General features: G+C 67.0%; 16 protein-coding genes. 8 read left to right on the plus strand and 8 right to left on the minus strand.

The window, feature by feature from the left end:
* Positions 1 to 22 precede the first annotated feature (22 nt).
* Both R2733_16470 and R2733_16475 read right to left on the minus strand, forming a co-directional pair.
* Complete coding sequence (locus tag R2733_16470) at positions 23 to 841, minus strand: hypothetical protein (protein ID MEZ5378103.1); 819 nt, start codon at positions 839 to 841, stop codon at positions 23 to 25.
* The gene (locus R2733_16475; protein ID MEZ5378104.1) at positions 838 to 1,872 is read right to left on the minus strand and encodes an ABC transporter ATP-binding protein; all 1,035 of its coding nucleotides are present in this window, start codon (positions 1,870 to 1,872) and stop codon (positions 838 to 840) included. Before R2733_16475 ends, R2733_16470 begins: the two co-directional genes overlap by 4 nt.
* An 83-nt stretch (positions 1,873 to 1,955) precedes the next feature.
* Between R2733_16475 and murF the strand changes: the two genes are divergently transcribed.
* The gene (murF, locus tag R2733_16480) at positions 1,956 to 3,263 is read left to right on the plus strand and encodes a UDP-N-acetylmuramoyl-tripeptide--D-alanyl-D-alanine ligase (protein MEZ5378105.1); all 1,308 of its coding nucleotides are present in this window, start codon (positions 1,956 to 1,958) and stop codon (positions 3,261 to 3,263) included.
* A gap of 24 nt (positions 3,264 to 3,287) precedes the next feature.
* Here the strand turns inward: murF and R2733_16485 are convergent, their stop codons facing one another.
* Both R2733_16485 and R2733_16490 read right to left on the minus strand, forming a co-directional pair.
* Positions 3,288 to 4,226 carry a nucleoside hydrolase gene (locus tag R2733_16485; protein ID MEZ5378106.1) on the minus strand — a complete coding sequence of 313 codons (939 nt, stop codon included), beginning with the start codon at positions 4,224 to 4,226 and terminating at the stop codon, positions 3,288 to 3,290.
* 2 nt (positions 4,227 to 4,228) lie between these two features.
* Complete coding sequence (locus R2733_16490) at positions 4,229 to 4,615, minus strand: MmcQ/YjbR family DNA-binding protein (GenBank protein MEZ5378107.1); 387 nt, start codon at positions 4,613 to 4,615, stop codon at positions 4,229 to 4,231.
* Between the two features lie 90 nt (positions 4,616 to 4,705).
* On the opposite strand from R2733_16490, the gene R2733_16495 reads away from it, so the two are divergent.
* On the plus strand, positions 4,706 to 5,581 hold the full coding sequence (locus tag R2733_16495; protein MEZ5378108.1) for a 1,4-dihydroxy-2-naphthoate polyprenyltransferase: 876 nt from the start codon (positions 4,706 to 4,708) through the stop codon (positions 5,579 to 5,581).
* A gap of 44 nt (positions 5,582 to 5,625) precedes the next feature.
* Positions 5,626 to 6,519 carry a hypothetical protein gene (locus R2733_16500; GenBank protein ID MEZ5378109.1) on the plus strand — a complete coding sequence of 298 codons (894 nt, stop codon included), beginning with the start codon at positions 5,626 to 5,628 and terminating at the stop codon, positions 6,517 to 6,519.
* A gap of 30 nt (positions 6,520 to 6,549) precedes the next feature.
* On the opposite strand, the gene R2733_16505 is transcribed toward R2733_16500, so the two are convergent.
* Complete coding sequence (locus R2733_16505; GenBank protein MEZ5378110.1) at positions 6,550 to 7,575, minus strand: LLM class F420-dependent oxidoreductase; 1,026 nt, start codon at positions 7,573 to 7,575, stop codon at positions 6,550 to 6,552.
* 136 nt (positions 7,576 to 7,711) lie between these two features.
* Between R2733_16505 and R2733_16510 the strand changes: the two genes are divergently transcribed.
* The 4 genes from R2733_16510 (at position 7,712) to lanM (ending at position 12,627) form a co-directional block, all read left to right on the plus strand.
* Positions 7,712 to 8,386, plus strand: coding sequence for a J domain-containing protein (locus R2733_16510; protein ID MEZ5378111.1), 675 nt, complete (start codon positions 7,712 to 7,714; stop codon positions 8,384 to 8,386).
* A 62-nt stretch (positions 8,387 to 8,448) separates the two neighbouring features.
* Positions 8,449 to 9,309, plus strand: a complete 861-nt coding sequence (locus R2733_16515) for an LLM class flavin-dependent oxidoreductase (protein MEZ5378112.1) — start codon at positions 8,449 to 8,451, stop codon at positions 9,307 to 9,309.
* 55 nt (positions 9,310 to 9,364) lie between these two features.
* Entirely contained in the window at positions 9,365 to 9,793 is a 429-nt protein-coding gene (locus R2733_16520; GenBank protein MEZ5378113.1) for a hypothetical protein, read from the plus strand.
* 137 nt (positions 9,794 to 9,930) lie between these two features.
* Complete coding sequence (lanM, locus tag R2733_16525; protein ID MEZ5378114.1) at positions 9,931 to 12,627, plus strand: type 2 lanthipeptide synthetase LanM; 2,697 nt, start codon at positions 9,931 to 9,933, stop codon at positions 12,625 to 12,627.
* 20 nt (positions 12,628 to 12,647) lie between these two features.
* Here lanM and R2733_16530 read toward each other — a convergent pair whose 3' ends face one another.
* On the minus strand, positions 12,648 to 13,370 hold the full coding sequence (locus R2733_16530) for a cupin-like domain-containing protein (GenBank protein ID MEZ5378115.1): 723 nt from the start codon (positions 13,368 to 13,370) through the stop codon (positions 12,648 to 12,650).
* A gap of 3 nt (positions 13,371 to 13,373) precedes the next feature.
* Entirely contained in the window at positions 13,374 to 13,622 is a 249-nt protein-coding gene (locus tag R2733_16535) for a hypothetical protein (protein MEZ5378116.1), read from the minus strand.
* A 204-nt stretch (positions 13,623 to 13,826) separates the two neighbouring features.
* Between R2733_16535 and R2733_16540 the strand changes: the two genes are divergently transcribed.
* Positions 13,827 to 17,108 (plus strand): ATP-binding cassette domain-containing protein, encoded by a 3,282-nt coding sequence (locus R2733_16540; GenBank protein MEZ5378117.1) that lies wholly within the window; start codon positions 13,827 to 13,829, stop codon positions 17,106 to 17,108.
* A gap of 34 nt (positions 17,109 to 17,142) precedes the next feature.
* Here R2733_16540 and R2733_16545 read toward each other — a convergent pair whose 3' ends face one another.
* On the minus strand, positions 17,143 to 20,160 hold the full coding sequence (locus R2733_16545) for a BTAD domain-containing putative transcriptional regulator (GenBank protein ID MEZ5378118.1): 3,018 nt from the start codon (positions 20,158 to 20,160) through the stop codon (positions 17,143 to 17,145).
* Between the last annotated feature and the right edge of the window lie 31 nt (positions 20,161 to 20,191).

Raw genomic sequence — 20,191 nt, forward strand, 5'->3', positions numbered from 1 at the left:
CGTACTGGCGCGGCTCGCAGCGTCAGTCGATGTCGCGCTGGAGAAGGCGCACGACACCGGCGGTGCCGCAGGCCAGCGCCCAGATCAGCAGGACCACCCCTGCCGTCCGGTAGCCGTGGTGGGACACGATCTCGAAGTCACCGCTGAAGACGCTGCCCTCGATGCGCTCCACGTCGGCACCGCTCGCGAACGAGCTGGCGTTGGTGATCGGCAGCCACACCGCCACCTTGGGCAGGAACGTCGAGATGAGAAAGCTCTCGAGGATGAACCAGTAGATGAGGAAGCCGACGATCGAGCCGACCGAGTTCCACACGAAGAGGGTGATCCCGATGCCAATCACGGCGAACAGTCCGCAGGCGACGGCCGTGCGAGCGATGGCGGCCGCGATGTTCAGCCAGAGTTCGCCGGTGGTCCCGCTGGAGGTGTCGATCGCCACCGCCAAGCCGAAAAGTAGTGCGACAAGGAACGCCGCGAGGAAGGCGGAGATCAGACCGACATTGACGAGGGCGGCGATCGCACGGGAGGCGACGATCCGAGGTCGTCGTGGTTCCCAGGTGAGGATTTGTTCGAGCATGCCCGTCTTGAGGTCGGCGCCGATGAACGACGCACCGATCACGAAGGCCATGACCGGGAGGAGGTTGGCGACCGGACCAAGAATGGCGGTGGCACTCACGCCGCCCGCCATATCGTTCACGAAGTCGGGGTTGCTGTCGCCGTTCTCGATGACGAAGTAGGCGATGACGATGCCGGCGATCATGAGGAGCGCGATGGCTGCCGGGAAGAACAGCGTCATGCGGCGGGCGTAGAAGCGCTTGGTGTCGGCGATGAGGAGACGCATCATGACGGTTGGCCACCTTCGAATGTCGGGGCCTGGGCCGGCGGGGCGATGGGCGGCGACGTCGGTGGCACAGCGGGCGGTGGCGAGTCGGTCGGACCGCCCGGTGGCGGCGGCGGCCCGCCAGTGAGGTTCAGGAACGCCGCTTCGAGGGTGGCCTTCTCGGTACGGAGTCCGGTCAGGTAGCGCCCGGCATCGGCAAGGGTCTTGGTGACCTGGGCGACGCGATCGAACGCGATGTCGACCACGATCTCGTTCGGGTGGGGCCGGGGACGAGCCGCAATGCCATGGGCCTGAAGGGCAGCGATCGCGCCGTCGCGGTCGGCGATCTCGACAACGACGAGATCGGGGCCAGCGTGGGTACGGACCTGGTCGAGCGAGCCGGAGGCGACGAGGTGTCCATGATGGATGATCGTGACCTGATCACAGACCTGCTCGATCTCGGCCAACTGGTGGCTGGACACCAGCACCGCCTTGCCCTCGTTGGCGATCTGGCGGATCAGCACCCGCATCTCGGCGATACCGGCGGGATCGAGACCGTTGGCCGGTTCGTCGAGGATCAGCAGATCGGGGTTCTTGAGCAGGGCAGCGGCGATGGCGAGACGCTGCTTCATGCCGAGCGAGTAGCTCTCGAAGGAGTCCTTGCCCCGATCGGCGAGTCCGACGACCTGGAGCACGCGGTCGATCTCGCTCGACGGGAGGCCTGCCATGTCGGCGAGCAACTGCAGGTTCTTGCGGCCGCTGAACGGAGGAAAGAGCTTTGGGTTCTCGACGATCGCTCCGACGCGGGACGCAACGGTGTGGAACGCGTTGGTTGAATCGGCACCGAAGACGCTCACCGACCCGGCGGTCGGTCGGATGAGGCCGAGCAGGCACCGGATCGTGGTGGTCTTGCCCGATCCGTTGGGGCCGAGGAAGCCGTGGACCGTACCGGGATGACCGAGCGTGAGGTCGAGGTTCTCGACCGCAACCACGTCGTCGTCCCGGCGACGGGAGTAGACCTTACGGAGACCGTGGACCTCGACGATGGCAGCCATCGCGCCGAGGGTAGCCCTGCCCGCCGGCGTGGCGTGAGCATGGTCGGCGCCACCGACGCAGACCCGAGCGATACCTTCTGACGATGGCGTTCTCCACCGACACCCGCACGATCGAGCCTGGCGACACCTACGTCGCCATCCGCGGCGAACGTTTCGACGGGCACGACTTCGTCGAGCAGGCGGTCGAGCGTGGCGCCTCGACGGTGATCGTCGAGCGGGCGTCGGTCGACGCCGGTCTTGCGGCGCCGGTTGGCGTGGAGATGGTCGTGGTCGACGACACGGTCGGTCATCTCACGGCGCTGGCGAGTGAGCGAGTGCGGCGGGCGGGCGCCGACGTGGTGGCGATCACGGGGTCGGTAGGCAAGACGACCACCAAGGGGGCGATCGTCGCAGTCCTGCGGCAGTCCTTTCCCGTTGTCTATGCCCACGGCAATCTGAACACCCCATTGGGCCTGTCGCTCACCGTGCTGAATGCCGACGTGCTCGATCAGGCCGCGACCGTGAAGATCGTGATGGAGATGGGCGCCCGGCTGGTCGGCGACATTCGCGAGTTGGTGTCGCTGTTCCCGCCAACCGTCTCGGTCGTCACCAACGTGAAGCCGGTGCATCTCGAAACCTTCGGTTCGATCGAGGCGATCGAGCACGAGAAGGGCGAGCTGATCGCCGGCCTGCGGAGCGACGGCACGGGCGTGCTGAACGCCGATGACCCACGAGTGGCGGCGATGGCGGTCCGAACGACGGCACGATGCGTGACCTTCGGTCGTTCCGAGACGGCCGACATCGGCCCGGGCGCCGTCACCGTGCCGTTGCCGATCCTGGGTGATCACGCAGTGATGACGGCGATGTCGGCCATCGCCGTCGGCCGGTCGTTGGGCATGGACGACACAGCCATCGGCCGGGGCCTGTCGGCCATCGTCCCGGAACCGGGTCGACTCGTTCGGCTGCGCGGGCGGTCGGGGTCGACGCTGGTCGACGACACCTACAACGCCTCACCCGATGCCACGATCGCGTCGCTCGACGTGCTGGCCTCGTTGCCCGCCACTCGTCGGATCGCATACTTGGGCGACATGCTCGAACTTGGACCCGACGAGATCAGCGAGCACACACGCGTGCTGCTCCACGCCGTCGCCGTCGCCGATGAGGTCATCGTGGTCGGACCTCGCATGGAAAAGGCGGCGGAAGACCTATCGGTCGACCGATACGCCGATTCGACCCTCGCCGCGGCTGCCATCGCATCGGATCCGACCCTCGCGCCACGCGCCGGCGACGCCATCTTGGTGAAGGGATCGCAGGGGATCCGCATGGAACGAGTGTCGGAAGCCCTCCTCGACCCCGAGGTCGATCCTGCCGAGGTGCTGCCGCGCCAGGCGGCGAGCTGGAAGGCGAAGTAGCGACTCGGTCCTCGCTGGTCGAACTCAATCGCAGAAGTGGCTCCGGAAGGCGTCGAGGAGCAGACCATCGTCGGCCGACCGCCCGTAGCGAATCGGGGTTCGATCGCTCCACTCGACAGGCCGGGCGTCGAGGCCCCGTCGATCGGCGACGGTCTGGCCGTGAGTGGGTCCGCCGATGGCCACGGTGACCGGTCCCTCGGCGAGGTCGAAGGCATCGGGCACCGAGAGGTACAGCATCGCCGTGGGGTCGTGGGCCTGTACGCCGTCGACACCCTTCGCCCGATGGAAGCGCTCGTAGAAACGTGACACCTCCCGAAGGAAGTGGCCCCGCTCGCCGCCGTGGCGACCGAGGTCGTCGAGATAGCTCGACGTCATGAGCACGTTCGTCGTGACGTCGAGCGGGACGAGCACGGTGTGCCACTCGGCGGCGAGCACCTGTTCGGCGGCGTAGGCGTCGTGGATGATGTTGGCCTCGGCCATCGGGCTGGCATTGCCCGGCACGCCGAACGCACCGCCCATGATGACGATCTCATCGACCCAGGCAGCAACCCGGGGTTCGATGGCAAGTGCCAGGGCGAGGTTGGTGAGCGGTCCGAGCGCGACGACCGACACCTCGCCGGGCTGCGCCGCCACCGTGTCGATGATGAGCTGCGCCGCCGAGAGCGAACCCGCCTCGACCGGCTCGACGCCGTGACCACAATCGCCGAGGCCATCGTCGCCGTGGACGAAGGCCGCCGGTGGGTGCGCCGGTCCGAAGAGCGGACGTTGGGCACCAGCGCCCAGCACGATCGGTGAGTCGGCAAACCGCTGGAGGACGCCGATGTTGGCGGTGGAGCGCGGCGTCAGACAGTTGCCGAAGATCGAGGTCATGGCGACGACATCGATGTCGGGAGCGGCGAACGCGTAGAGCACGGCGAGCGCGTCGTCGATGCCCGGGTCGGTATCGATCAGGACCTTTCGCATCGTCAGCCCTGCTCGTCGAGCTGTTTGACGAGCGTTTTCGGAGCGACCAACCGGTAGGCGTCTCGGATGATGGCGTCGACCTCATCCCAATCGGGGTCGACACCGAGGTCGACACCGATCCACCCCCGGTGGCCCACGTAGGCGGGGACGAAGAACCGTTCCGGTTCGCGACCGACCAGTTCGGCTTGCACACCGGCCGGTGCGGGGCACCACATGGCCAGACGCTCGTCGTCGTGGTGGCCGTCCCAGAGCTGGGCGATCACCTTCTTGTCGCGGACGAAGAACGTCGGCGTCTGATGGCTCGGTCGCTCGTTGACGTCGGGCAGGGCGAGCGCGATGCGTTGGAGCTGCTGCAGCGCCGCCTCACCGGCCGGAGAATGTATCGCCATCGTCCCAGCATGCCAGAGCGCGCCCGCCTCACCCGCCTCGTTCCACTCGACAGACTCCCGCCCCAGTGCCCACGAGTACAGTGCGTCGCTGTGACCACCAATCGCTGGGTACTCGGAGCCCGACCTCGCACCTTGCCCGCCGCGGTCGTCCCCGTCGCCGTTGGCACGGCGGCCGCCGTCGGTGTCGCCGAGGGCGGCATCATCTGGTGGCGAGCGGTGGCGGCGATGGTCGTGTCGTTGGCGCTCCAGATCGCGACCAACTACGTCAATGACTATGCCGACGGCGATCGAGGTACCGACGACGCCCGGGTCGGTCCGGTTCGTCTGGTCGCCTCCGGCCTGGCAACGTCGGGCGAGGTCAAGCGAGCTGCCGCTGCTGCGTTCGCGGTTGCGGGCATCGTGGGCGGCGCACTCGCGGTTGCGGTCGGCCCGGAGCTGTTCGTCGTTGGTGCGGCATCGATCCTGGCCGGTTGGGCCTACACCGGAGGTCCGAAGCCCTACGGCTACCTCGGGTTGGGCGAGGTGTTCGTCTTCGTGTTCTTCGGTCTGGTCGCCACGGTCGGCTCGACCTACGTGCAGACCGAGTCGATCACCGAGTTGTCGGTGGTGGCGGCCGTCCCGGTCGGTTTGCTCTCGGTGGCACTGCTCGTGGTGAACAACCTGCGCGACATCCCGGGTGACACGGTGTCGGGGAAGCAGACCTTGGCGGTTCGGATGGGCGACCCGGCCACGCGCAACCTCTATCTCGCACTGTTCGCCCTGGTTGGCGTCTTCATCCTGGTGGCAGCCGTCGATCGACCGCCAGCGGCCATCGCCCTGGTCGGGCTCCTTCTGGCTGCAGCCCCGATTCGGGCGGTTCGCGAGGGCGCGCTCGGCCCGGCGCTGATCCCGGTGCTCGGAATGACGGGCAAGGCTCAGCTCGCCATCGGGGCACTCTTCGCCGTCGGATTGGCGATCGGCGGCTGAGGAAGCGACTCAACTCCCCTCCGGGTCGTGCCGATGGAGGAGTGGTGAGTTCATCGCTGGAGATCTCCGCGGGCACGTCCCGGCGCCAGGGCGGACCGTCGCGCCTGGACACGAGACGCCAGCAGAAGATCGCCAACATGGTCGACGGCTACCGTTCGACCGCAACCATCGCTGCTGCACTTCGCAACGTGTTCCTGATCTGGACGATCCCGAGCGTTGCGCTGGTTCTGCTCGGCGTCCTCGCGCTCGAACGCCATCGCTACAGCTCGGTCGACGATGTCGTCACGCGATCGATCAGCGCACTCCAGGTCGCACTCAGTCTGTTGTCGTTCGCCACCTTCGTCGGCTGCGTGGTCTTCGCCGTGCTGTCGTGGAACAACGTTCGTTGTGTCGGAAAGAGCACCCGTATCAAGTACTGGGACATCGCCAAGCGGCACATCAGTGCGTTCGCCATGGGCATCGTCTGTTTCGTCGTCTCGATCTTCTTCGCCGACCTCGCACCGATCTTCCTCGTTGTGGCCGTCCTCCTCTGGGCCTATTCGGGCATGTTCATGTGGAGCTGGTTGTTCGAAATCGTCCGCATGCTGTGGCGCAGCGGCTCGCCGCCGGTCGGCTACGAGGATGAACTGCCGCACTGGGGCATCGTCTGGATGGTCGCGCTCGTCACCTACTTCGGCTGCAACGGGTATGACGAGATCCGGGCTGCCCAGCCGAAGCTGTTTGCCATTCTCACGATCATCAGTGGCGTCAGCGCGTTCGTCGCTGCCGCGCTGGCCAGCCGTCTGGTGGTGGCCATCTCGCAGCGTCACGATGCCCGGCTGACGACCATCCTGACCCAGCTCGACGCCGATTCGGGCAACGACGGTTCGCTGGTCACGACCAAGCAGATCGAGTCGGCGTGGGAGCGCTCGCAGGCGCTGGTGTCGTTCGACATCTAGGTTTGAACGACCGAGGCCGGCGCCTCGTCATCAGTTGACGATGTCGGCGATCTGTCGGAGCAGCGGCGGTGGGCCGCTGACGACGAGCGTGTCGACCACCGACTCCTCCCACGCGGCCAGGTCGTCGCGAATCTTGTCGGGCGGGCCGACCAAGGCGACGGCCTCGACCATCTCGGTGGGCACGGCAGCGATGGCAGCACCCTTGTCGCCGGCGAGGTAGAGGTCCTGGATCGTGGCGCATGCGTCATCGAACCCCATCCGGCTGAAGACGTTGAGGTGGAAGTTGGCCTCCTTGGCGCCCATGCCGCCGGCGTAGAGCGCGAGCATCGGCCGGATGGCATCAGCTGCCTTCTCGATGTCGTCGCCCACCACGACCGGGACGACCGCCGCGACGTCGAATGCGTCGGGAGTGGTGTGCGCACCCGGTCGAGCGAAGCCCTCCGCAAGCGCCGACGCATAGAAGTCGTTGTCCTTGGGTGAGAAGAAGAGCGGAAGCCAGCCGTCGGCGATCTCTGCCGTGAGTGCGACGTTCTTCGGCCCCTCGGCACCGAGATAGATGGGAATGTCGGTCCGGTAGGGATGGATGGTCGACTTGAGCGGCTTGCCGAGCCCGGCGCCACCGTCGAACGGGAGCTGATAGTGGTCGCCGTCGTAGGCCACGGGCTCCTCACGAGCGATCACCTTGCGCACGATGTCGACGTACTCCCGGGTACGCGCCAGCGGCTTGGGATACGGCTGGCCGTACCAGCCCTCGACCACCTGCGGGCCCGAGGCACCGAGGCCGAGACGGAAGCGGCCGCCCGACAGGTGATCCATCGTCATGGCGGCCATGGCCATCGCCGTCGGCGTGCGGGCGGACAGTTGGCAGATCGAGGTGCCGAGCCCGATCGTCGAGGTCGACGCGCCCCACCAGGCGAGTGGGGTGAGTGCGTCGGACCCGTAGGCCTCGGCGGTCCAGATGCTGTCGAACTCGAGCGCTTCGGCCGTCTGGATCTGTTCCATCGCGCCGGCGGGCGCCCCCTTGCCCCAGTAGCCAAGTCCTAGTGCCAAACGCATGAGATGCTCCCCGAGTGTCGATGGGCACGCGGCCCGAGTGGTCCTGACAACGACGGACGTGACGCCCCTTCGATCCGTCGGTCGCTGTGTAGCATCCCTACGCTGTCCGGGTCGAGACTCGAAAGGTTCCACCCCCTTGCCCCCTCCCACGAAGAACCACTACGAGGTTCTTGGCGTGCCGGCGAGCTCGTCACACGAGGAGATCCGCCGCGCCTACCACGAGCAGGCTCGGCGCTGGCATCCCGACCGCTTCCAGGAGATGCCGGCGGCCGAGGCCGAGCGGGCCGAACTCTCGATGCGCGACGTCAACGAGGCGTGGCGAGTCCTGGGCGATCAGCAACGTCGCACGACCTACGACCATTCCCTCGCCGGGCCGGTGCGCCAGCCCCGACCGGGAGTGCAGACGTCGGCCGACGGCGTCACCCGGATCGACCCTCGCCTCCTCGATCCGGAGTTTCTCGCCGCCCGGCGCCGCAGCCAGGCCGACGACATCGAGTACAAGAACTCCTGGATGCTCCGAGTGCTCCCGATGGCGGCGTTCATCGTCCTCATCGTGGGCATCATCGTGTTCACGGCCTACGCGCGAACCCCCGGCACGGCCATCACGACCACCACGTTCCGAGGCCCCGACATCGGCATCGACCCGGGAGCCTGCGTTCGCCGCTTGCCCGACGCCGGGTTGCTCGCGCTCCCGTGCGACGGCAACGAGGACGGTGTGCTGATTGCCGTCACGCTCCCGGGCGCCACCTGCCCCGAGGGCACGAAGCTGACCCAGCCCGTGAAGGATGGCATGACGGCCTGCCTCGGCTGAGCTGTAACTCGGTGCGTTCGACGGCGTCAACGGTGACATGCCGTCTGTCGCTGCCATCACCCATGCCGATTGATCGACTCCGGCTGTCGGTGATCGACACCGGCTGGCCCACGAATATGCGTCGCCTGGCACCTCTCGCTGACGAACTGGGCTACGAGCGATTTTGGCTGACCGAGCACTACTCGTCGAGTCAGTCGGCGTCCCCGACCGTGCTCGCAGGCATCGCTGCCGGTCTCACCACACGCCTTCGGATCGGCACCGCCGGAGTGCTGCTGAACTTCCGGAGTCCGATGTCGGTCGCTGCCGACTTCGCCGTCCTCGAATCGTTCCATCCGGGACGCATCGATCTTGGTGTCACCAGCTCGCTGGCGGGCGGTGGCGCGGTGGCACGCCGCCTGCTCGATGGCCGCCCGGATCCGAGCCGGGCGTCATATGAACAGCGGGTCGAAGCGCTGGCGCAGATGGTTGTGGAAGGCGCCGTCGACGACGATGGCCAATCGGCGCTCGGACCAGCGTCTACGTCGACACCTGAGATTTGGATCTGTGGCGTCAGCCCAACCAGCGCCGAACTGGCCGGGCGCCTCGGGTGCAGCTACTCGTTCCACGACCATCTCAAGCCCGCCGGTACCGACGGGGCGTCGGTGGTGGCGACCTACGTTCGTTCCTTCAAGGCGACCGATCGCCAGGCGGAGCCGCGCTACAACGTTGCGGCCTACGGCAGCTGTGTGACCGCAGCGGCGAGCGTGGTGCCAGAGATGCCGGCGTCGTATGGCGGCACGCCTGAGGAGTGTCGGGTGCAGCTCTGTGAGCTGGCGGCGAGGTACCAGACGAACGAGATCGTGATTCAAGACCTGTCGATGTCGCTCGACCAGCAGGCGGCAGCGTATGTCGCACTCGCCCGGCAATTCGAGCTCGGCGTGTAACCCGACCACCGGCCGATCGTCACGTAGACACACCATGACCATGAGGGAGTCAAGCATGTCAACCACCGAAGCCACCATCGATGCACACAGCGCTGTCGAGATGATCCTGAGCAATCGGGTGTCGAACGAGCCCGGGTTCCTGGAGCGACTGGTGCTCGACCCGGATGGAACGGTTGCTCCAATCATTGCCGAGGTCGCCGAGAACGACGACCTCGATCTGTCCGACTATCGGATCAACGTGCACGTCGAAACACCAAAGAGCCTGCACTTCACGGTGAAGACCAACGACGACGCCGAAGTCGGCGGATTTGCGATGAGCGGTCTCAAGATGGATCTGGGCTTCGACGTTGCCCGGCCGATCTTCGGCGCAAAGGACGGAGGCACCGTCGGCAACAACACCACGACCGACACGGCATGTCACACCAACGTCTGCAAGTCGAAGGCCGCAGGTTCCTGCCCTGCCCCGAGCTTCAAGCTGGCCTGAGCATCGGCGGCGTCGGTCGAGAGGAGGCCGACGCCGCTCGCTACGTTGTCGATGAGACGTATCGATCACCCGGTGAGGGCATTGCTGGGACGAGGACCAGCATGCACGAAGTAGACGCCACGGTTCCGTTCGGATCCGTGTTCATACCATACGTGCTCGAGGCTCGCTCGTCCCTACCTCCTTGCCCGGAGGCCATCGACGGGGCGGTGATCGACGATCTTGGGTGGGCGCTTCTCCAACGCCTGTCATCGATCGGCGCACCGGCGCTGCTCGATCTCCTTCGGTCCGGTCTGCGGCCGTCCGACCCCGGAACGAGCGATTCGACGTCGTACGAACGGTTCGTGGCGTCGCTCACCTCATCCGACGGAGCTGCACTCGCCGAGGCCTTCCCGGTCCTCGGCGACCTGCTCGATGATCTCGTACAGCGGTGGATCCGCACCGCGACGGAGACGCTCGCCAGGATCGACGACGATCTTGGGTTGCTCACCGCTGCACTCGGTCACCGCCCCACGATCTCGCGGAGCAGCGGACCGCTCGGCGATCCACACAATGGCGGGGCCTCGGTCCTGATCCTCACGTCCAGTCGTGGCGACAAGGTCGTGTACAAACCCCGCTCGCTCGAACAGGAAGGGCGAGTCTTCGACCTGATCCGTTGGTGTCACGAGCGAGCCGACGATCCGAGCTTCGTTCCCTGGGTGATCGACCGGCACACCCATGGATGGATGGAATACGTCGAATCGGCCTCCTGCAGCGATCCAGCCAACTACTGGCGACGAGCCGGTCGGATGTCCGCGGCCCTCTACGTCGCCGGAGCGGTGGACCTCCACAATGGCAACGTCCTCGCCGCCGACGGCGCACCCGTGCCGATCGACCTGGAATGCGTGGAGCAACCCATCCTGTGGCAGTCGCCCTCTGGGCGGTACTTCGGCCTCGATGACACGGTCGTCTCCACCGGCCTGTTGCCCAATCACTTCACCGGCGACGGGGATGTCGCTCGAGATGTCGGGGGCCTATTGGCACGCCGGCAGCAATCGGGTGGGGCGTGGCTCTACGAGTGGGGGCAGCTCGGCACCGACGCCATCGATCGTTGTCGTCGTCTCTCGGAGTGGGGGGCCGAGGCCAACCGGCCGGTCGATGCCGACGGCGTCGACGTTGCGGTGGATATCGGGGCATTCCAACGAGGCTTTGACGAAGGAAGCGAAGCCACCCGGCGCCCTGATTCTCCCGTCCACGACTGGGTGGAACTGCCGGCTCGGGTGCTGCTCCGGTCGACGATGATCTATATGAACCAACTCGCGACGCTGACAGACACAGCGGCGCTTGCCGACCGTGCCGTGTTCGCCGAGCGTGTCGCAGGTCTACCGCAGCTCCCAGCGGCCGTTGTCGATTCGCTCGGAAGCGATGCGTTGGAGGCGATCGACGCCTCGGAGACCGCAGCGCTCGCCCGACTCGATATTCCGCTGCACCGAGCCCAGGGCCTCGATCTCCTGCTCGACGGCGGTGACGTCGTGCCGAGCGCGCTGGTGCGTGCCGGATCCGACCGCCGTCGGGAGCGGATCGACTGGCTGTGTGGTCCCCGCCTCGCCGCGCAACGACAACTTGTCAGACTTGCCATCGAACAGCACGAGGGCAACCTCGACCTGCCTCCCCAGCAACCGCTGGTCGAAGGTTCCCGTCGCGAGGCCGCCGACCTCATCGAGGCCGCTCGGGCGCATGCCGAGGTCCTCGTCGCACAGCACATCGGGACCGAGATCGAACCGATGTGGCTCGAGGTCGATCAGATCGGCCATCGACGGATGAACGGACTGTTCCATGCTGCGGACCTCTATTCCGGTCGAGCCGGCATCGGTGTGTTCTTCGCGACACTGGCGGTGGCGACCGGCGAAGCGATCTGGGCCGACTGGGCGCAACGCTGCGTCTACGGATCGTTCGACCGGCTCCTCGCCCCGTGGTGGGAGTCCGGTCGAGCAGGCGTGGCGTACGCGAAGCTGGTGGTCGGAGATCTGTTGGGCGATGACGAGCTGATCACGGACGCCGAGGCGCTGCTTCTCGAGGTGTTGGGGGAGCGGCCGACGGACGACGCACGCATGGATTTGGTCGGGGGCTGGAGCGGGGTGCTCAACAGTGTGCTCGCGTTCGTCGAGCGACGGCCTGACACCGTCCTTCGTGCCGAGACGGTGCATCTCTCCGAGGCGATGACGTCGACGATTCGTCGTCAGCTCGAGACGCCACTGACGGCTCGAGGCCTGCAACGTGCCGGGTTCGCCCACGGTGTCAGCGGCCTCGGCTATTCCCTGCAGCGAGCAGCGGTCACGTTGCGCCTGGACGACGTGGCTGCGCTGGCCGATGAGTTGGTGACGTTCGACGTCGAGCGGACATCAGCGCGAGACGGGGTCGCCGGGCGCGTCGACCGTGTCGGACGCAGGCGGGAGCCGACGACCAGCTGGTGTTGGGGCGCCACGGGCTACCTGCTGGCACGTTCGTCGGCGGTGATGCGAGCACGTGTCGAAGACGTCACCGAGCACTTCGACGCATCGTTGCCTGCGATGTGCACCACCGGTCGCGGGCCGAGCCATCTGTGTTGCGGCGAATCGGGACGGCTCGTCATGCTTGACGCCGTCGGGCGTGACCTCGGCTCGGCGCCAGCGAGGAACGCCGCCGATGCTCTTGCCGAAACGCTGGCATCCGAGGCCATCGCCGGGGTGCCGCCGAGGTACTACCTGACGACGACCTTCGATGCTCCGAGCCTGTTCTGGGGACGGGCCGGCATCGGCTACGCCCTCTGTCGAGTGGCACGTCCAGCGTCGATTCCCAACATCTTGCTCGTCGAATGACGCCAGCGTGAAGCGCCGACTCAGCGGTCGCGCCACATGATGCTGAGTGACGTCGAGGTCTCGGTCACTGCCCGGAAGCAATGCCACCAGCCGATCGGCATCTCGAGTGCATCGCCAGGGCACAGCACGAACTGCCGAGCATCGAGGTCTTCCAGATCTGCTGTCCCGGCAAAGGGATCGAGCTGGCTGTTCGGGCCGTCCACATTCGGGAACGGGTCGATCCGATCAGCTGCGGACGGAGGAAGGAGGATGCCTTCTTTCACCCCATCGAGCTGGAGCAACGACGCTGGCCGTCCGTCCCAGTGCAGCCCTGAGGTCGAACCCAGGCGGCTGAGGTAGATGCGCATGACGGCGTCATCCACCGAGCGTCCGTTCGCGACCTGCGTGGCCAAGGCGGCCGTGTCGCTCTGAACACACCGATCGAGATGGTCGACCATCAGCGCTCCGTAGAAGCCGATGTCGAGCGACGGGTCGTAGCCAAGGACGGCGCCGTCGGGAGCCGTCGTGGTCGGAAGCAGTCGTCGAAGTCGCTCGACGTCGCCGGTCCGCACGTGGTCGATGTAGGCGCCGACGGTGGTGGCGACGGATTCGAAGGGCCAACTTGCACCCTTCAGATAGGCGTTGACCCGATGAGGGGTCGGTCCGGTCAGGCGAGCGAGTTCAGCGGGGGCCCAGCTGCCCTCGTCGATGGCGACCACCTCCGCTCGACATAGCGGCGACGCGAGATCTACGGCCGGTCCCACGAGCTACCAGCCTTCGACCCGGAGGGAGCGACCCCGGATGGCATCGCTGAGATGGCTGGGCAGCTGATCGGCCGACCACTCGGCGCTGAACCCGCTCACCTCGGCGGGCTCCTCCCACGCTGCGTTCACCCCCGGCGCAAGCAACGCCGCCAGAAGCTGGCGCTCCTCGGCATTCAGGGTGCCGGCGAAGTCTCGGAGCTTGTCGATGAGTGAGTTCGCACTCGTGTTGTGGTCTTCCTGCGCTTCGGGCACCAGTCGCTCCGATTCTCCAACCGTCGTGTGTGGCTTGGCCGGTACTGTCGTCGGCCGAGTTCCTGCTCTGGCCAGCGATGGCCTCGACCCCCAGACGTGTGCCGCTACGAACGGTTACGCACTCGCTGGCAAATCTCGACGCTAGCCACGGTTCGCTGTAACCGCGCCAGCACTTCGGCGTCCGGGTGGGGGCGAAGGAGCAACGTGGAATTCGAGATCGAGATCAACAGTTCGGACGGCCAGCAGCAGACCGTCACGCTCGTCGGCGACATCGAGGTCGGTCGTGAGACCGACGGCATCACCATCGACGACCCGGCCGTGAGCCGCCGGCACCTGGTGCTTCGGCCGCTCGACGATGCCGTCGAGGTGGAGGACCTCGACAGTGCGAACGGCACCAGGATCGACGGTGCGCGCCTACGAGGAACCCGCCGCGTCGGTGCCGGGTCGACGATCGAGATCGGTGACTCGACCATCCGGATTTCCGCCGTCGCCGACGTCGAGCCCGAGGCGTTGCCGGCCGACGGCGCAGGAGCGGCCAAGGCGACGGTGATCACGGCGCCGGCAGCGAAGAGCCAGCGGCCGAAGCACCCCTTCAGTTCGATCGAGGGTGGGTTGGTGACGGTCAACTACCTGCCGGGCACCGCTGGTGCCGATGTCGCGAAACCAGTGCACGACACAGCAACCCGGGCGCGGCGGGATCTCGCCGGGTTCGGGTCCGAGCCGTGGGGCGCACCGATCTCGATCAACATCGTCGATCCCTTCCCGGATCCCGACGATCCCGACCGGCTGGTCACCGGCGGCGCAGTCGTCGACGCCGACGCGAGCACCGTCTGGCTCGTCGTGACGCCCGAATCACCTCCCGAGTCTCCGCACCGCTCGATGGCGCTGTTGTTCGGCTCGGCGCTCCCGAGCGCCGGCGACCTCGACCATCTCATCGAAGGCTACGGGATGCACCTGGCCGGGGTTCCCGAGCCCGAACCGGAGCTCGTGGCGTCGCTTCCCGATGCTCTGGAAACGCTGCCACCCGATCAGCGTGGCCTGCTCACCGCCTCGTTCGTTCGCTACCTCATCGCCCGGGAAGGCGACGCCGTGTTCCGCCGTCTGCTCACGACGCCGGCGGGCCACGTCGCCGAGGCCTGGAAGGAGCACTACGGGCGATCGGCGCAGCAGATCGAAGCAGCGTGGCGAGCCGACCATGAGCGAGAAGCACCGACCGTCGGGATCACCGAGTTCCTGAAGATGTCGTGGCGCTACCTGCGCCCCTACCGGTGGCGGCAGGCCGAGGTCTTTGGGTACATGCTCCTGAGCCTGGCCTTCACCGTCGCCTACCCGTTCGTCACCAAGCGGATGTTCGACGTGGCGATCCCGAGCGGTGAGATGTCGGAGGTGGTCATGCTGCTGGGAGCGCTCGGCGCAGCCTTTGCCGTCACGCTCGTTGCTGGGCTTCGTCAGACGTATCAGAGTGCGTCGATCTCGACTTCCGTCGTTCGTGACCTGCAGGAAGAGCTCTTCGGTCGACTGCAGACCGTGCCCGACGCCTGGCTCGCCCGACATTCGCAGGGCGATGTGCTCTCGCGGATGATGAACGACGTGCGACGGGTCGAGGCCGGTCTCACGACCGCCATCGACGGCGGCATCTTTCAGGTCGTGTCGCTCGTGGTCTCGACCATCATCATGCTGCGCGTGAACTTCCTCCTCGGCCTCGTGGTGTTGGCCGGTGCCCCGATCGTGGGCTTCGTCTACCGGCGGATGGCGTCGGGCGCGCAGACCAGAAGTGTGGCAGTCCAGGAAGAAAGTGGCGCCGTCATGACCCTGGCGGCCGAGAACTACCAGGCGAACGCCGTGGTGAAGCTCTTCCGCCTCGCCGGCTACGAGCGGGCGCGCTTCCGGCGCGCCACCGATCGGCTCGTTCGAGCTCAGCTGCGGATGAGCCTGTTCGGCGGGATGTTCGGCGTCGCCGTCGAGTCCATCATGACGATCCTTCGTCTGGCAGTGATCGGTCTCGGCGCTTGGCTGATCTTCGAAGGGCGGTTCACGCTCGGTGGTCTGGTGGCTTTCCTCGGGATCATGGGCGAGGTGCTGAGCCCCGTGGTCGGCCTGACTTCACTCGGACAGTCGATCCAGTCGTCGGTCGGTGCCATCATTCGCATCGACGAGGTGCTCGATACCCCGCCGGAGCCCGAGGGTGCCGACCTGCCATCGCTGGCCCCAATTGCTCGCGAGATTCGCCTCGAAGGCGTCTCACTGTCGTACAGCCCCGAACGCCGGGCCCTCGACGAGGTCGACGTCACGATTCCGGCGGGTAGCAGCGTGGCCTTCGTCGGACCTTCGGGCTCGGGCAAGTCGACGATCCTGCGTGTGCTGATGCGCCTCTACGAGCCCGACGAAGGGCGGGTGACCATCGACGGCGTCGATGTCGCCGATCGCTCACTCGACTCGCTGCGCTCGCAGATGGGTGTCGTCTTCCAGGACTCGTTCCTGTTCGATGCGACCGTGCGAGAGAACATCGCGCTGGGCTCGGTGGGCGCCACCGAAGACGAGATCCTCGCCGCGGCCGACGCTGCCGAGGTCGACAGCTTCGTCGGCAACTTGGCTCGCGGCTATGACACGTTGGTCGGTGAGTCGGGACGGAACCTCTCGGGGGGTCAGCGCCAACGGGTGGCGATCGCCCGTGCGCTCGTGGGGAATCCGTCCATCCTGTTGCTCGACGAGGCGACCTCGGCCCTCGACCCGGGAACCGAGCGCCAGATCAGCGGCACGCTCGAACGGGCCGGCGCAGGCCGAACGGTCGTGGCGATCACCCACCGGTTGACCTCGGTCACCGACTACGACCGGATCTACGTGGTCGACGCCGGCAAGATCGCCGAGCACGGTCGTCACGACGAGCTCGTCGCACTCGGCGGGCTCTACGCGCGGTTGTGGGCCGAGCAGACTGGCGAGCCGGTGCCGGAGCGGCCGCCGTTCGACCTGCAACAGGTGTTGGCAAAGCTCCCGCTCTTCGTCGACCTCGAGCCCGATCAACTCGCCGACCTGGCGGCTCGGTTCGGTCGTGTGGTCGTGGCGCCCGGGTCGAGCGTGAGCGAGGGGGGCCAGCTCGTCGTTGTTGCTGACGGCAGAGGCGAACTCGTCTCGGACGAGGGAGCGGGCGCTCCCTCACGCATGATTGCGTCGGGTGAGGTCTTCGGCTTGAACGCACTCCTGGGGACCCCGACAGGCGTGCAGCTCCGGGCGCTGGAACCCTTGACGCTCTTGACCCTGCCCGAGGACTCACTCGCGGAACTGCGCCAGCAGTACCGCGAGATCGACGACGCGGCCCGTGGCCGTTCGACGATGGCAGCGACGCCCGGTGGACGACTCTTGGTTCGTTCGACCGTCGGTCCGGTCTCGTCGGCAGCGCGAGCGACGATGGCGGCACGCCAGGAGGGCATTTCGGCTGCCGATGTTGCCGCCGTGGTCGCCGCCGCTCGATCCGGTCGGTCGGCCTGAGGCGCTCGCCGCGACGGGTGCCGAGGTGGTCGTGTCAGGCGACGCCGAGGCGGGACAGGAGACGTTGGGTTTCGATGTCGGGGCGCAAGCCGTCGTCGTGGAGTTGGGCGATCAGGCCACGTGCTGCGATGCGCGCCGAGGATTCACTGCCGAGTGCGAGATGGCAGCGGATCGACAGGCGGTGCGCTCGCTCCGACATCGAGTCGAGTTGTTGGGCCTGCACTGCTGACACGATGGCCTGCTCAGGACGACCCCGGGCCAGGGTGAGCTCGCCGGTTCGGCAGATGGCAGCGTGGGCGAGTGAGTGCAGACGAAGCCGCTCGGGTACCACCCACTCCTCTTCGACGAGCGGAAGGTACCAGCCCCGGTAGAGGTCGCTGGCTGCCGCATAGTGCTCGAGCGCGGAGGTCGGGACGCCATCGGCTTCCGCCGCACTCGCCTCGGCGATGTGGCGGTCGAATTGATCCGTGTCGATCTCGATCGAGTCCCGGATCAGTCGCAGATCGGTCGAGGTGGCGTCGATGAAGTAGGGTCGAGCGCCGGGCTGGCGGCCAGGCTCGAGTGCCGCGTGGAGATGGGTCAGATTCACCCGGAGGTTCGCTGCTGCCTTCGCCTCTGACAGTGATGGCCAGAGCGCAGCAGCCGCGGCCTTTCGGGTCGGTCGCTGATGGGCGAGAAGGTAGACGAACAGGTCTTGGACACGTCTGCGTCGACCCCACTCCGGGCCTAACTCCCGACCGTCGCTCCGTGACACCGCCAGCCCACCGAGGGTACGAACTTGGAGGACATACCCCGGATCGAGCGGGAGTTCGGCGAGGAGGTGCGCAACGGCGCCGGCTTGTCGAGGACGGGACCGCTTTGCCGTCCGGTCGAGCCACCGACCGACCGAGGGAACGTCGCTCAAGACCTCGCGAGCTGCGCCTTCGTTGGTGTCGGCTGACGCCGCCGCTGCGAGCTCAGCCAGCAATGGCGGCGGCACGTGGGCTCGCAGCAAGGTCGGCCTCGACCAGTCCAGCGCTCTGGCCGGAGCGTTCGATCCAGCGCGTGCCGCTGCGATCGCGGCGCCAGCTCGGACGGCCGTGCGAAAGGATGGGCCGAGGTCGCAGTCATCGAGCACCGATGCCTCGTCGGGAAGGAGCGCTCGCAACATCGTGAGGCCGTGGAGGTGGGCTCGAGACGGCCAGCGCCCGAGGGGGACCCGTTCCAGGGATCGCTCGAGTCCTTCGATCGCTCGTTCCTCGCTGTCAACGCACAGCGCCACCGCCGCTTCGGCGATGTCGAGCATGAGGACGACGTGGTCGCCCACGCACGCCTCGAACCGACGAGCGTCCTGGACGATCGCACGGGCGGTGTCGAACTCGCCTGCTGCGATCGCAATGGTGGCGACGACCCCGCTCACCGAGACGATCTCGTGGGCAGCGTTTCGCTCCTTTGCCATGGCGGGGAACTGTTGGGCGAGCGGCCAAGCCAGCTCGGGGTCGACCTCACCACGGAGCCAGAGCGCCTGTGCGCCGAAGATGTCGATGTCGTCGGCGGCCAAGACCGACTCGATCGTGGCGGAGACCTGTTCGGGTCGTCCGAGGTCGACCAGACGCTCGGCGATGGTGACGCGTCGCAGACGCGATTGCAGCGCGGCGAAGGTCCCGACCTCGCGGAGTGCCTCGAGGGGATCGCCTGCGCGCTGGGCGACGACCGAACGAATGAAGGTCGCGGTCGCCTGGGCCATGCCGACCCCGTCGGCCGCAAGCTGCTCGATGCGGGCGTCGAGGACGAGTCCTGAGTGGTCGTGAGCGTACTGCAGTTGCGCAACTCGCCATCGCGCAAGTGCCTCGATCTCTCGATCTCCCGAGGCCTTCGCACGTTCGACCGCGCGTTCGAAGATCTCTTCGGCCGTGCGCTCGCTCGCCGTCCAGATGCGCGCTGCCTCGAGGAGGAGCTCGGCTCCCGCCGTGGCATCGCCCGCGGGTAGGAACGACTGGAGCGATCGGATGTCGTCGACCGTCGTGTTCAGCAGCGGCTGCTCGCAGTAGCTACGCACGGCCTCGACGACGAGCCCGATGTCACCGGCCGACTGCGCGGCACGGGCAGCGCGGACGTGCTCACCTCGGTCGAGGAGCAAGCGGGCGCCGCGAGCCAACGCCTGATCGTGATCCTTTGCGTCGACATGATCACCGAGCGCCCTCGACCAGAGCGGGTGCATCTCGTACTGGTCACCGACCTGGTCGACGAGCGGCAACCCGTCGAAGACTCGTCGTGCCGTCCACGCACCCGTGCCGGCGACGGCCGCGACAACGGCGTCATCAATGACAGCGAACGGAGCGAGCAGGGCGAGGAGCCGAGCCCGTTCAGGATGCAGGGTTGCGACGACTTCGCTCCGCACGAACGCCACCGAAGCTTCGTGGTCGAGCCGTCCGGCAAAGGACGCCAGCGCCGGCCAGCGGGGAACGAGCACCAGCGTCTCCGGCGCTTCCTCTCCGGTGCACTGGGCAAGCTCGTGATCGTCGAAGGCAAGGCTCCGTTCGTCGATGGTGACCTCCGGCTCGGCGCGCTTCCCACGGCCGACGCGCAGCGGCGGCAACGAGCGGCCGGAGAGCACCACGTGTGCGTTGTCCGGCAATTGATCGACCAGGTGCGCCATCGTCCGCCACGCCGGCCCGATCGGGCTGCCCAACGAGTGGACGTCGTCGAGGATCAGCGCAACGGGCGTGGGCATCCGGTCGGCGACGAGTTCGGCGATGTCGCCAGGCGACACCGCTCGCCGAGTAGACCGTCCCGCGATCGACCGGTAGAGACCGGCGAGAAAGTGGTCCGGGTCATGATCGTCGTCGCCAAGACCGAGCCACACGTCGTCGCCGAACCGTTCGTGCTTGTTCTCCTCGATCGCCTGAGCCAGCAGGATCGACTTGCCGAAGCCGGGGCCGGCCGACACGGTCAAGAGGCGCTCGTCGAACCGGCGCCGGAGTATCCCGATGAGCCGGGGGCGGACGAGAAGTTCGGGTGTGAGCTCGGGCGGGGTATGGCGAAACAGCGGCGACGGTCGTGGGTTTCTCATACTGCCTGAACGCTTCCCTCCTACGGGAACC

Source organism: Acidimicrobiales bacterium (assembly GCA_041394265.1).
GTDB lineage: Bacteria > Actinomycetota > Acidimicrobiia > Acidimicrobiales > SZUA-35 > JBBQUN01.